This is a genomic window from Methyloceanibacter marginalis (genome assembly GCF_001723295.1).
Classification (GTDB): domain Bacteria; phylum Pseudomonadota; class Alphaproteobacteria; order Rhizobiales; family Methyloligellaceae; genus Methyloceanibacter; species Methyloceanibacter marginalis.
The window spans coordinates 1-12,969 of the sequence record NZ_LPWD01000211.1 but is presented as its reverse complement, the minus strand read 5'-3'; the positions used below and the strand labels follow the sequence as shown (position 1 = coordinate 12,969).

Sequence of the window (12,969 nt, the reverse complement as noted above, 5' to 3'; positions counted from 1 at the left end):
GAGGAGCTGTGGGAGAAGCGCGCCCCCGAAGGAGAGCGCCGCGAGAGCCTGCTGATGCTCGCGCCCTGGCCCACCCATTTAAGGCTTCAGAACGCGCAAGCGGACGCCGAGATGGAGTGGGTCATCAAGTTTGTCACGGAGGTGCGCTCGGTCAGGGCGGAGATGAACGTGCCCGCCGCGGCCAAGTCCCGCTGGTCGTTGTCGGCGCCTCCGGCGAGACCAGGCCCGGGTCGCCGCGCACGAGGAGACTCTCAAGCGGCTCGCCCGCATCGAGACCATCGACTTCGCCGACGCGCCGCCCGCGGGCTCGGTCCAGATTGTCTTGGACGAGGCGACGCTGGCGCTGCCGCTCCAAGGCGTCATCGATATCGACGCGGAATCGGAGCGTTTGAAGCGCGAGATCGATAAAGTTGGGTCTGAGATCGCCCAGCTAACCGCCAAGCTCGCTAACGAAAAATTTGTCTCTCGTGCCCCAGAACATGTGGTCGAGGAGCAGCGGGAGCGGAAGTCGGAAGCAGAGGCCACGGCCGCCAAATTGGCGCAAGCCTGAAGCGCCTCGAAGCGGTGCTTTAGCCCGCGTCGGGCATGCGCGCTTTCGGGTCGAGGGTGCCGTCTTGCAACCTGAATCCGAATCCTCCTAACTGTCTCTAAATTGCAACAGACTGAGGTATTTGCGCCTCGTTTGCGCCATAAAACTTTGGGACATCGACGTGAGTTAGAGGACATCGGCCGCACGAGACACTCGCGCATCAAAAGCGAGGGGGCGGGCCAGGGAGCGACCCGGCTGGGGCGTAGAGTTGTGACGGTCACTCGTCCACTCCTTCAAGTTCAGCCGGCATGGTGATGGACGCAAAGACGTTCGATAAATCCCGCCTGCCGAGTAGGCATGTGACGGAGGGGCCATCCCGCGCCCCGCATCGCTCATACCTGTACGCGATGGGGCTGTCGCGCGAGCAGATTCACCAGCCTCTCATCGGCGTCGCCTCCTGTTGGAACGAAGCGGCCCCCTGCAACATCTCGCTGATGCGCCAGGCGCAAGCGGTGAAGCAGGGCGTTGCGGCCAGGGACGGCACGCCGCGCGAGTTCTGCACCATCACCGTCACCGACGGCATCGCCATGGGGCACCAAGGCATGAAGTCCTCGCTGCCCTCGCGCGAGGTCATCGCCGATAGCGTCGAGCTCACTATGCGCGGTCACTGCTACGACGCGCTCGTCGGCCTTGCCGGCTGCGACAAGTCGCTGCCTGGCATGATGATGGCCATGTGCCGCCTCAACGTGCCGTCGATCTTCATCTATGGCGGCTCGATTCTGCCGGGCTCCTTCCGGGGCCGTCAGGTCACGGTCCAAGATCTGTTCGAGGCGGTCGGGGAATATTCCGTCGGCAAGATGTCGTCGGAGGACCTGGACGAGCTGGAGCAGGTCGCGTGCCCGTCCGCTGGGGCCTGCGGCGCCCAGTTCACCGCCAACACCATGGCCACGGTGTCCGAGGCCATCGGCCTCGCGCTGCCGTACTCGGCCGGCGCGCCCGCGTATGAGATCCGGGACCGGTTCTGCATGGCGGCGGGCGAGAAGATCATGGATCTGATCGCGCGGAATATCCGCCCGCGCGACATCGTTACCCGGAAAGCGCTGGAGAACGCCGCCGCCGTCGTCGCGGCCTCTGGCGGCTCGACCAATGCGGCGCTGCATCTGCCGGCGATCGCGCATGAATGCGGGATCGCGTTCGATCTGTTCGACGTGGCCGAAATCTTCAAAAAGACACCTTACATCGCAGATTTGAAACCTGGTGGCCGTTATGTCGCCAAGGATTTGTTCGAGGTTGGCGGGGTGCCGCTCCTCATGAAAACGCTCCTCGATCACGGCTATCTGCACGGCGACTGCCTGACCGTGACCGGCCGCACGATTGCGGAAAATCTTTCCAAGGTTGCATGGAACCCAGACCAGGATGTCGTGCGTTCTGCTGATGCCCCGCTGACGCCGACGGGCGGCGTGGTGGGCTTGAGGGGGACGCTTGCGCCCGATGGGGCCATCGTCAAGGTAGCAGGTTTGAAGAACCTGAAATTCCGGGGACCCGCTCGTTGCTTCGATAACGAGGAGGCGGCCTTCGCAGCCGTCAGCGCCAAGAAGTACAACGAGGGCGACGTCATCGTCATTCGCTACGAGGGCCCCAAAGGCGGCCCCGGCATGCGCGAGATGCTGTCCACCACCGCGGCCATCTACGGCCAGGGCATGGGCGACAAGGTGGCGCTGATCACCGATGGGCGCTTCTCGGGCGCCACGCGCGGCTTCTGCATCGGCCATGTCGGGCCGGAGGCGGCCGTGTGCGGGCCGATCGCGCTGGTGCGCGACGGCGACATCATCGTGCTCGATGCGGAAGACGGCATCATCGATCTCGAGGTGAGCGAGGAAGAGCTCGCGCGCCGCGCCAAGGATTGGAAGACGCCGCCGTCCACGTTCAAGAGCGGCTATCTTTGGAAATACGCCCAAGAGGTTGGAGCCGCGCGGACCGGCGCCGTGACCCATCCTGGCGGCGCCGAAGGGACGAGCTATGCCGATATTTAGCGCATCCCAAATCGGCGGCGCGCTCGCCGCGTTCATCGTGTTGCGCCCGCCACCGTCGGTGCCGCGGATCAGCCGCCGCCTTATCCCTCGGCCACCGAGGCCTACCGTCAGGGCGCCAGCTTCATGGAATCGGGCGAGATGACCTCGGCCGTGCCCGCGCTCGAATATGCCGCCACGCGCGGCGTTCTCGGCGCGCAGCTGAAGCTTGCCCGCCTCTATGCCAAGGGCCGCGGCGTGCCGAAGGACGACGCCAAGGCGTTCTATTATTATCAGCACATCGCCGATCAATACGCGGACATCCAGCCGTCGAGCCCGATTGCTCAATATGTCGGCGAGGCCTTCTGTGCCCTCGGCCGGTATTATGTCGGCGGCATCCCCGCCGTGCCGCTGCATCCCGACCCGGTCTATGCCGTGGGTCTGTTCCGCCACGCGGGCGCTTATTTCGGCGATGCCGACGCGCAATATCAGCTCGGCCGCCTCTATCTGGCTGGCTCTGGCGTCGAGAAGAACGAGACCATCGCCGCCAATTGGCTGGCCATGGCCGCGCGCAAGCAGCCACCCCGGGGCCCCAGGCGGTTCTCGGCGATATGCTGTGGCGCGGCGAGGGCGTGAGCCAACGCCAGGTGAGGGGCCTCGCTTTGCTCATGCTCGCCAACGAGAACGCCAAGACGAGCGCGGATGACGCCGAGTGGATCGGGCAGCGCTATCAAGAAACGGTCGCGCTGGCCGACAAGTCCACGCGCAAGCAGGCGGAAGCTCTGTTGCCGACGCTCGGGGGTCCGCGGACCGCCGCGGCGGCCGTGAAGATCCCGCCAAGCACGCGCGGCGCGACGCCGCCGACCCGCACGCTGGCCAAGCCCGCGCAGGAATCGTCTCTCTCCGCCATGGAGGAGCCGCGGCTCGGTCCGGTCGATGTGATCCCGCCCGCCGCCATGGGCCTGTCCGTCGGCTTCGGCGCCTCGGACAGCGGGCTCGGTGGGCTCCAGCCTTAACCGCTTAAGCCCTCACAGCGACAGTTCCACGACAATCGGTACGTGATCGGACGGCTTCTCCCAGCTGCGGGGGTCGGCGTCGATCTCACACGCCACCAGCCGGTCGCCGCTTGCGGCGACAGCAGCAAATGATCGATGCGCAGGCCGTGGTTCTTCTGCCAGGCGCCCGCCTGATAGTCCCAGAAGGTGAACTGGTGCGGCTCATCGTGGCAGGCTCTGAACGCGTCCGTGAGCCCCAGATTGAGCAGCGCCTGGAAATGGGCGCGGGTCTCTGGGCGGAACAGTGCATCGTCCATCCAGGCGGCCGGATTGTAGACGTCCTCCGGCGCCGGGATGACGTTGTAGTCGCCGGCAATGACGAAGGGCTCTTCGTAGGTCAGTAGCTCCTTCACCCGCTCCCTGAGGCGGCTCATCCAGGCGAGCTTGTAGACGAATTTCTCCGGCGCGCCGTTGCCGTTGGGGAGATAGATGTTCACCACCCGCAACACGCCGGAAGGGATCGAGATCACGCCCTCGATATAGCGGGCCTGCACGTCTTCCGGATCGCCCGCGAGCCCGGGCGTGACGTCGTCGAGCGGCATCTTCGACAGCAGCGCCACCCCGTTGAAGCCCTTCTGCCCGTGCACCGCCACGTTATAGCCGAGGTCCTCGAAGGCGCTTAGCGGGAACGCCTCGTCCATGCATTTGATCTCTTGCAGGCAGGCGATGTCCGGCGAGGCCGATCGGAGCCAGGTCGTGGCGGCGTCGATGCGCGCCTTCACGCCGTTGATGTTCCAGGTGGCGATCTTCATGGGATTTGTTGTGACGTCCTTCCCCACGGTCATTGCCCGGCTTGCCCTCAAGCAGCGAAGCGGTAGGGCATCCGCAATTGACCGGGCAATCCAGTAACCCAGCCTCGGCGATAGTCCAAGGCGGTGATTACTGGATTCCCGCTTTCGCGGGAATGACCCAAGGGAAAAAGCTAAATCGAGAAGCTGGTGCCGCAGCCGCAGGACGCGGTGGCGTTGGGGTTGTGGATTTTGAATTGCGCGCCGATCAGCTCGTCCACGAAGTCGATCTCCGAGCCTTTCACGAAATCCGCGGACACCGGATCGATGGCGACCGTGGCGCCGTCCCGCTCGATGAGAATGTCGTCGTCGGCCGTGTCGCTCGCCAGCTCGAAGCGGTATTGGAATCCGGAGCAGCCGCCGCCCTCGACGCTGACGCGGAACAGGCTCGCGGCCCGGTCGGCGCTCACGAGCTCGACGATGCGCTTGGCGGCGCGCGGACTTATGGTGATGGACGGTTCGGTCATCTTCGGTATAGCCACATGTTGTTGCACTAAAGATGAGAACGGCCAAGGGAGTTGTCAATCGGCCAGCCCGGCAAGCCTGTAAAGGACTTTGAGGCCTTGGCGGGCGACGATGCCCCGTCGGGCAGGGGCGTTTTTGCGCCTTTTGCCGTGGATCGGCGGCTGAGCCGCGGCCGCCGCATCCCAGAAGCGCCGAGCCCGACCCGCACACCCTTTGCTCGGGACCGCGACCGCATCCTGCACTCCACCGCCTTCCGAAGGCTGAACTACAAGACGCAAGTCTTCATCTATCACGAGGGCGACCATTACCGCTCGCGGCTCACCCACAGTCTCGAAGTGGCGCAGATCGCCCGCTCCATCGCCCGCGCGTTGAAGGTCGACGAGGATCTCACCGAGGCGATCGCCCTGGCCCACGATCTCGGCCATCCGCCTTTCGGCCACGCCGGCGAGCGCGCGCTGGATGCCGCCATGACGGATGCGGGCGGCTTCGACCACAACGCCCAGTCCTTGCGCGTGGTCACCAAGCTCGAACGGAAATATGGCGGCTTCGACGGGCTCAATCTCACCTGGGAGACGCTGGAAGGCCTGGTGAAGCACAACGGCCCGCTGCTTGGCGGCGACAAGCCCGTGCCCGAGCCTATTCTCGACTATTGCGCCACCCAGGATCTCGAGCTCGACACATATCCCTCATTGGAAGCGCAGATCGCCGCGCTCGCCGACGACATCGCCTATAACGCGCACGACATCGATGACGGCTATCGCGCCAGCTGCTTCAGCTTCACGGCGCTCGCCGCCGTGCCGATCGCCGGACGTCTGCTCGCGGAAGTCGACGCGGCCTATCCGAAGCTCGAGGACACGCGGCGTCTTTACGAGCTGAACCGCCGCTTGATCACCGCGATGGTCGACGACGCATCGGCCGAGACGCACACCCGGCTCGCGCGTCTCAAGCCGGGCAGCGCCGATGCCATACGGCAAGCGGGAAGCGCGACGGCGGCGTTCTCCGCGAGCATGCTGCGCGAGCTCGCCGGTTTGCGCGCGTTCCTCTTCGCCTCCGTCTATCGCCATCCGCGCGTGATGCGCATCATGGGCGAGGCCGAGGATTTGGTCGTCGAGCTGTTCCAGCGCTACGCGCGCGATCCGGACGCGCTGCCGCCGGAATGGCGCGAGGAAGCGCGGGCCCACGACGACCGCGCCTATGCCCGCCATGTGGCGGACTTCATCGCCGGTCAGACCGACCGCTACGCGCTCGCCGAGCATCGCCGCTTGTTTGACGCGACCCCTGATATGCGTTAGTCGCGCGCCACGCATCATCCGGAAAAGTGGGCACCGGTTTTCCGACAAGATGATGCGCAAAAACGGTTTCCCGGAGCTTTCATGGACGTTTTCGCAGGGTTTCACGGCCACGTTCTGGCGGCGGTCCAGCAGCTCAAGCATGACGGCGTCCGTGCCCCATGAGGCGAGCGTGGACGGCATCACGCTGGGCTCGCCCAAGGACCCGACCCATGGCGATCTCGCCACCAACGCGGCCATGGTGCTGGCCAAGCCTGCCGGCGCCGCGCCGCGCGCTCTGGCCGAACGTATCGTCCCGCTGATCGCCTCCGACCCCGACGTCGAGAAGGTCGAGATCGCCGGCCCCGGCTTCATCAACTTGACACTCGCCCGTGCATTCTGGCCGAGCGTGCTGCGCATGGTGCTGGAGCAGGGCGATGCGTATGGGCGAAGCGCCGTCGGCAAGGGTCAGGCCGTGAACGTCGAGTATGTGTCCGCCAATCCGACCGGGCCCATGCATGTGGGCCATTGCCGGGGCGCCGTGTTCGGAGACGCCCTCGCCAATCTGCTTGCCTTCGCCGGGTATGACGTGACGCGCGAATACTATGTCAACGACGCGGGCGCCCAGGTCGACGTGCTCGCCCGCTCTGCGTTCCTGCGCTACCGCGAGGCGCTCGGCGAGGACATCGGCGACATTCCCGAAGGCCTGTACCCGGGCGACTATCTGAAGCCGGTCGGCGAGAACCTCGCGAGCAATCACGGCCGGGATCTGCTCGACATGCCGGAATCGGAATGGCTGCCGCTCGTGCGCGCCACGGCGCTGAAAGCCATGCTCGGCATGATCGAGGAGGATCTGGCCCAGCTTGGCATCCGCCACGACGTGTTCTTCTCGGAGCGGTCGCTCATCGAGGGCCGGGACGAGGTGGCCGAGACCATCGCCGATCTCCGTGCGAAAGGTCTCGTCTACGAAGGCCGCTTGCCCCCGCCCAAGGGCAAGATCGACGAGGAGTGGGAGGACCGCGAGCAGCTTCTGTTCCGCGCCACCGCGTTCGGCGACGATCAGGACCGGCCGCTCGTCAAGTCCGATGGCGCATACACATATTTCGCTTCCGATATCGCCTATCACTACGACAAGTTCAGACGCGGCTTTAAGTCGATGATCGATGTCTGGGGCGCCGATCATTCGGGCCACATCAAGCGCATGCGGGCGGCCCTGACCGCGCTCACCGACGGCCAAGGCGACCTCGACGCAAGATATTGTCAGCTGGTCCGCTTGTTTCGCGCCGGTGAGCCTGTCAAAATGTCCAAGCGTGCCGGGACCTTCGTGACGCTGAGGGACGTCGTGGACGAGGTGGGCGCAGGCCCCGTTCGGTTCATGATGCTCTATCGGAAGAACGACGCACCGCTCGATTTCGACTTCGCCAAAGTCACCGAGCAGTCGCGGGACAACCCGGTGTTTTATGTTCAGTATGCCCATGCCCGGGCGAGTTCCGTTCTGCGTAACGTGCGTGAGGGGTTCCCAGACCTCGATATGGGGGAGGATCAATTGGCGCGGGCCGATCTAGAACGGCTGAATGACGACGGCGAAATCGCCTTGATCCGTCGTCTTGCCCAATTTCCCCGTATTGTGGAGGGTGCGGCCCAAGCACATGAGCCGCACCGACTCGGTTTCTATCTTTACGAACTTGCCGGAGACTTTCATGGTCTTTGGAACAGAGGCAAAGACTTGCCACAATTACGTTTTATTTACGAAAGTGACCGAGAGTTAACACGTGCTCGTGTGGCGCTTGTGGCCGCCACGAAGCGTGTTCTGGCGATGGGTTTGGGGATCCTCGGCGTTCATGCCTTGCACGAGTTGCACTAGCCGGACAACGGGCACGGGGGTGGTCGAGGGAAGTAGCCATGTCCACGCACGATAGCGGGTTCGGCGGCAATGGCGGCCGATCCCTAGAGTTTGAATCGGATTTTGCCGATAGGCAGAACGCCGTAGCCGCGCCGGGGGAGAATTCCTGGGGCGCGAGCGCGGCCAACACCCAAAAGAGTGAGGTATCTCCCATGGCTCAAGGAGCGGGTCGGCCCGGTCAGCCAAACTTCGGACAAAACTCGATTTTCGGGAACGGCGGCAGCGCCTTTACGCAGATGCCGACCTACACCCCGACGACGCGCGGGGCCGAGCAGCCCCAGACCGCTCCTCAGACGTCCTATCCGCCTCAGGCCCAGCCTCGGCAGCCCGCCGCGCCGGCCCAGCAGGCGGCGCCGCAGCCCCGCCAGCCCCAGCCGCAACCCCGGCAGCCCGAGCCGCAAGCCTATGGCGGCAATCAGCACTTTCAGCCGCAGCAGGCTTACGACACGCCGAGCTATGCCCCGAAGCCGGCTTATGGCGATCAGGATCTGCCCGATCTCAGCACGCCGACCCCGCTTTTCCGGATTCGATCTTCGGCGACTTCAAGCCGGATACGAGCTTCGAGTCCGACTTCGCCGGTCACGATCAAGCGCCGGCCGATGCCAGTTTCCAAGATGCGAGTTTCCCCGAGATCGGTGTCGAGGATCACGCATACCAGGCGCCGCCCGCGCAGCCGCATTTCGAGCAGAGCCGGAGCGCGCCCCAGCAGCATGCGCCGATGCAGCAGCCGCAGAACTATCAGCCCCAGGCCTATGCGCCGCAGCCGCAGGCCCCGCAATACGCGGCCGCGCATGGTCAGGTGCCGCAGGGCGACCCGAGCCGTCAGCTCCAGGCCTATGATTCCGTCTACGACCAGCCGCCGCAGATCGCTCTTGGCGGTGCCCCGGTGCTCACCAGTCCCAGGACTATTTCGAGGCCGATCGCGGCGATGCCGATTTCATCGACGAGAGCCAACTCGCTCTACCGGCCAGCGCCCGTTCGAAGCTGGCCAACTCGCTCAAGGGGCGCAGCGCCTTTATGGTCGGCAGTGCGCTTCTTGGCGCCATCGCCCTCGGCGGCGCGCTTGCCTTCGCCTACAAGCAGAGCGGCGGTAGCGGCGGCGAAACGCCCATCATCACGGCCGACGCGACGCCCGTGAAGGAAGCTCCGGACCAGCCAGGCGGCAAGGAGTTCCCCCACAAGAACAAGCTCATCTACGACCGGCTGACCAATGGCGCGACGCCCGAGTCCGAGCGTCTCGTGCCGCGGCAAGAAGATGTCGCGGTGCCGGCGATGCCGCCGGCCACGGCGACCGCCGGGCTGCCGGCTCCGGTTGCCACCACCGATCTGGCCAATCCGGCGACCACCCAATCTGTTGACGGCGAGGAGGGCGGACCGCGCAAGGTGAAGACCCTGGTCGTCCGTCCCGATGGCTCCGTCGAGGCGCCCGCCGTCGCCGATGCCGCCAATGCGGCGGCCGGCGCGGTGAATGCGACTGCCGACGCCGCCGCGCAAGCGGCCCAAGCCGCGGCACAGCCTGCCAATATGATGCCGGTGCCGATTCCGGATGGTCCGGTGCCGATGGCCGCTCCGGCCGCCCCGGCGGCTGCCCCGCAACAAGTGGCCGCGGCCGATCCGGCGCCTGCGCCTGCCGAGTCGAAATATTTGGTTCAGGTAGGAGCGCATAAGAGCCAGACCGAGGCTCTCGCGATTTATGCCGACATCCAGCAGAAAAACCCGCAACTGCTCGGCAATTATCCGCCGCTCGTGCAGAAGACCTCGTCTGGCGGGGGCACCCTGTATCGCCTGCGCGTCGGTCCGATCGCCAGCAAGTCGGAAGCCTACAAGCTCTGCGGCGATTTGAAGACGCAAGGCACCGACTGCTTCGTCGCCGTCCAGTAGGGGTTTGACAGGACGCTTGACCGCAAGACCCGCCGGGGCTAGCCCCCGATGGTGACCTTCAAAGCTTTCATCTCAGGCTGCGCCGGCACGGCGCTGACCGCGGACGAGCGCGCGCTGTTCGCCGAGGCGCGGCCGTGCGGGCTCATCCTGTTCGCCCGGAACGTGGAGAGCCCGGCGCAAATTCGCGCTCTGGTGGCCGACTTCAAGACGGCCGTCGGCAGCGAGGATGTCCTTATTCTCGTCGACCAGGAAGGCGGCCGGGTCCAGCGCCTACGCCCGCCTTATTGGCGCGCCATGCCGCCTCAGCACTGTTACGGCGACCTCTACCGCTCCGATCCGGAAGCCGCCAAGCGGGCCGCTTTCGCCGGTGCGCGGCTGATGGCCGCCGAGCTCCATGACGTTGGTATCAACGTGAACTGCACGCCCTGCATCGACGTGCCCCAGGAGGGGGCTCACGACATCATCGGCGACCGCGCCTTCTCTCCGGACCCGGATATGGTGAGCGTGCTGGGCCGCGCGGTGATGGACGGGACGCTCGCAGGGGGCGTTCTGCCCGTCATCAAGCATGTGCCGGGCCACGGCCGGGCGCTGGCCGACAGCCACAAATCGCTGCCGCGTATCGATGCCCCCAGAGCGGCGTTGGAGGCGGTCGATTTCCGCCCCTTCGAGGCGCTCCATGACGCGCCGCTCGCCATGACGGCCCATGTTTTGCTGCCGGAATTCGATGAGCGGCGCCCCGCAACGCTCTCGCCCGTTATAATGGGCAAAGTGATTCGAGATCAGATGGGGTTGACCGGCCTGATCATGAGCGACGACATCGGGATGAAGGCGCTGCGGGGGGCGTTCGCGGATTTGACGCGGGGCGTGATCGCCGGCGGCTGCGACGTGGTGCTTCATTGCAGCGGCAAGTTCTCCGAGATGGCCGAGGTGGCGGGGGCCGCACCGTCTCTCGAGGGCAAGGCGCTTGAGCGGTTCGAGCAGGCCCGCGCCTGTCTGCACGAGCCGGAACCCTTTGACGAGGCCGAGGCCTTGGCGCGCGTGACCGAGGCGGCCGCCACCCGCGTGGCGAGCGTCGGTCCAGACCCGACGGTGCAGGTATGAGCGACGAAGACAGCGAAGACATCAAGGCGGATGAAGCCCCGCGTGAGCCCGACTCCTGGGGGCATGAGGACGAGCGCGACCCGGCCGACCCGCAGCTCAGGGTCGACGTCGGCGGCTTCGAGGGACCGCTCGATCTTCTGCTGGCGCTGGCCCGCACGCAGAAGGTCGATATCACCAAGATCTCCGTGCTGGCGCTGGCCCAGCAATATCTCGACTTCATCGCCGAGGCTCGGGCCTTGCGCCTTGAGATCGCCGCCGACTATCTGGTCATGGCGGCGTGGCTCGCCTTCCTCAAGTCGAAGCTTCTGCTGCCGGCCGAGCCTCCGAGGAGGGCGAGCCGAGCGGCGGAGGAGCTTGCCGCGCTGCTGGCCTTCCGGCTGAAACGCCTCGATGCCATGCGCGACGCCGCGGCCCGGCTCATGACGCGCAAGCGGCTTGGCCGCGACGTGTTCGGCCGCGGCTGCCCGGAGCCCATCCGGGTGAACCGGACATCCGTCTACGAGGCGAATGTCTACGACCTGCTGAAAGCCTATTCGCAGCAGCGTCAGCGCAACGCCACGCGCACGCTCCACATGGAGAAGCGCACCGTATGGTCGCTGAAAGAGGCGCGCGATGAGTTGGAGCGGCTGCTCGGCATGGCGTGCGACTGGGCGCCGCTCGATCAGTTGCTGGCGGAGTTCCTGGTGGAGCCGGAGATGCGCCGCACGGCGCTCGCTTCGAGCTTCACCGCGACCTTGGAGATGACCCGGGAAGGGGCGCTGGAGCTTCGCCAGGCGAAGTCCTTCGCGCCGCTGATGGTCCGCCGCCGGGGTGAGGCCGCGTGAGTTTTGTGCATGAACCAGGAGTGGGAAAGTCGGTAACGGGTGCCAGCGTCAAAGGGGCTTGAAACGCCAAGGGGCACATCAAGGGGCAAATCATGCCGAGACCCAAAATTTCGCCATCGAAGCTTGATCGGGATATGCGGGATGCGCCCGAGGCCGAGGAAGAGGCGAGGACCAAGCCGACCCTGAAGGAGGTCCTCTCCGACATCTCGAAGCTGTCGGACGAAGAGGGTGAGGGGGACGCATTGGCCGGCGGCGGGTCGGCGCTGGTGAAACTCGATCGAGCGATGCGGGCCGCGGTCGCGGAACATACAAAGACAAGAAATGCGGGGATGCAAATGACAGTGAATCAGGCGGAAAGGGTCGTGGACATGACGGTGGAAGAGGACAAGCAGAGCGCCACGGCGCCGATGCTGCCGCTGCCGTCCAATGTGATGGCGTTGCCCTCCGCCGACCGGCGCGAGAAATTGCGCATCGTCGAGGCCCTGCTGTTCGCCGCCTCCGAACCCCTCAAGGAGGCCGAGCTCGCCCAGCATTTCGCCCAAGGCGAGGACGTGAAGGCGCTGCTCGAGGAGCTGCAAGGCCTTTATGCCGGCCGTGGCGTCAATCTGCGCCGCGTGGCGGGCAAATGGTCCTTCCGCACCGCCGACGATTTGTCTTTCCTCTTGGAGCGCCAGGCCATCGCCCAGCGCCGCCTGTCGCGGGCCGCGCTCGAAACGCTCGCCATCATCGCCTACCATCAGCCCGTGACCCGCGCCGAGATCGAGGAGATCCGCGGCGTGTCCACCTCCAAGGGCACCATCGACGTGCTGCTGGAGACGGGCTGGATCAAGCTCAGGGGCCGCCGCCGCGCGCCAGGCCGTCCCGTGACCTACGGCACCACGGAAGCCTTCCTGGAGCATTTCGGCTTCGAGCAGATCCAGGATCTGCCTGGTCTCTCCGAGCTCAAGGGGGCGGGGCTGCTCGACTCCAACCTGCCGCCCGGCTTCTCCATGCCGAACCCGGACGATGCGCCGGACCTGCGCGAGGACGAGGATCCGCTGGAGGATGAGGACGAGCCGCTCGGGGCCGGCGAGGACGACGGTTTCGAGGACGATGCTTCGCCGACGACGACGAGGCGCGCGAGGACGAGTAGGGACCGGTTAAGCC

12 protein-coding genes and 2 pseudogenes are annotated in these 12,969 nt (G+C 65.7%); 11 read left to right on the top strand and 3 right to left on the bottom strand.

The window, feature by feature from the left end:
- Nucleotides 1-6: 6 nt before the first annotated feature.
- From AUC71_RS22660 to AUC71_RS08675, 5 genes are all read left to right on the top strand, one after another.
- Nucleotides 7-408 carry a class I tRNA ligase family protein gene (locus tag AUC71_RS22660; protein ID WP_425283370.1) on the top strand — a complete coding sequence of 134 codons (402 nt, stop codon included), beginning with the start codon at nucleotides 7-9 and terminating at the stop codon, nucleotides 406-408.
- Nucleotides 323-550: a hypothetical protein gene (locus tag AUC71_RS19385; protein WP_069623950.1), complete on the top strand. Its 228-nt coding sequence runs from the start codon at nucleotides 323-325 to the stop codon at nucleotides 548-550. Before AUC71_RS22660 ends, AUC71_RS19385 begins: the two co-directional genes overlap by 86 nt.
- A 293-nt stretch (nucleotides 551-843) precedes the next feature.
- Entirely contained in the window at nucleotides 844-2,562 is a 1,719-nt protein-coding gene (gene ilvD / locus AUC71_RS08685) for a dihydroxy-acid dehydratase (RefSeq protein ID WP_069623952.1), read from the top strand.
- 123 nt (nucleotides 2,563-2,685) lie between these two features.
- Nucleotides 2,686-3,174 carry a tetratricopeptide repeat protein gene (locus tag AUC71_RS08680; RefSeq protein ID WP_069623949.1) on the top strand — a complete coding sequence of 163 codons (489 nt, stop codon included), beginning with the start codon at nucleotides 2,686-2,688 and terminating at the stop codon, nucleotides 3,172-3,174.
- The gene (locus AUC71_RS08675; protein ID WP_069623948.1) at nucleotides 3,150-3,554 is read left to right on the top strand and encodes a hypothetical protein; all 405 of its coding nucleotides are present in this window, start codon (nucleotides 3,150-3,152) and stop codon (nucleotides 3,552-3,554) included. Before AUC71_RS08680 ends, AUC71_RS08675 begins: the two co-directional genes overlap by 25 nt.
- Before the next feature lie 12 nt (nucleotides 3,555-3,566).
- Here AUC71_RS08675 and xth read toward each other — a convergent pair.
- Nucleotides 3,567-4,345: pseudogene (xth, locus tag AUC71_RS08670) on the bottom strand (exodeoxyribonuclease III).
- A gap of 170 nt (nucleotides 4,346-4,515) precedes the next feature.
- The gene (gene erpA, locus AUC71_RS08665) at nucleotides 4,516-4,848 is read right to left on the bottom strand and encodes an iron-sulfur cluster insertion protein ErpA (RefSeq protein WP_069623947.1); all 333 of its coding nucleotides are present in this window, start codon (nucleotides 4,846-4,848) and stop codon (nucleotides 4,516-4,518) included.
- Nucleotides 4,849-4,944: 96 nt separating this feature from the next.
- Between erpA and AUC71_RS08660 the strand changes: the two genes are divergently transcribed.
- Together AUC71_RS08660 and argS are read left to right on the top strand one after the other, a co-directional pair.
- Nucleotides 4,945-6,138: a deoxyguanosinetriphosphate triphosphohydrolase gene (locus AUC71_RS08660; RefSeq protein WP_069623951.1), complete on the top strand. Its 1,194-nt coding sequence runs from the start codon at nucleotides 4,945-4,947 to the stop codon at nucleotides 6,136-6,138.
- Between the two features lie 81 nt (nucleotides 6,139-6,219).
- Nucleotides 6,220-7,978: pseudogene (gene argS / locus AUC71_RS08655) on the top strand (arginine--tRNA ligase).
- 520 nt (nucleotides 7,979-8,498) lie between these two features.
- Here the strand turns inward: argS and AUC71_RS19380 are convergent.
- Nucleotides 8,499-8,810, bottom strand: a complete 312-nt coding sequence (locus tag AUC71_RS19380) for a hypothetical protein (RefSeq protein WP_069623946.1) — start codon at nucleotides 8,808-8,810, stop codon at nucleotides 8,499-8,501.
- A gap of 224 nt (nucleotides 8,811-9,034) precedes the next feature.
- On the opposite strand from AUC71_RS19380, the gene AUC71_RS08645 reads away from it, so the two are divergent.
- From AUC71_RS08645 to scpB, 4 genes are all read left to right on the top strand, one after another.
- Entirely contained in the window at nucleotides 9,035-9,898 is an 864-nt protein-coding gene (locus AUC71_RS08645; protein WP_069623945.1) for an SPOR domain-containing protein, read from the top strand.
- Nucleotides 9,899-9,946: 48 nt separating this feature from the next.
- Nucleotides 9,947-10,999, top strand: a complete 1,053-nt coding sequence (gene nagZ / locus AUC71_RS08640) for a beta-N-acetylhexosaminidase (RefSeq protein WP_069623944.1) — start codon at nucleotides 9,947-9,949, stop codon at nucleotides 10,997-10,999.
- Entirely contained in the window at nucleotides 10,996-11,823 is an 828-nt protein-coding gene (locus AUC71_RS08635) for a segregation and condensation protein A (RefSeq protein ID WP_069623943.1), read from the top strand. Before nagZ ends, AUC71_RS08635 begins: the two co-directional genes overlap by 4 nt.
- Before the next feature lie 407 nt (nucleotides 11,824-12,230).
- The coding region (scpB, locus tag AUC71_RS08630) for an SMC-Scp complex subunit ScpB (protein ID WP_244500865.1) at nucleotides 12,231-12,969 on the top strand (739 nt) is incomplete at its 3' end.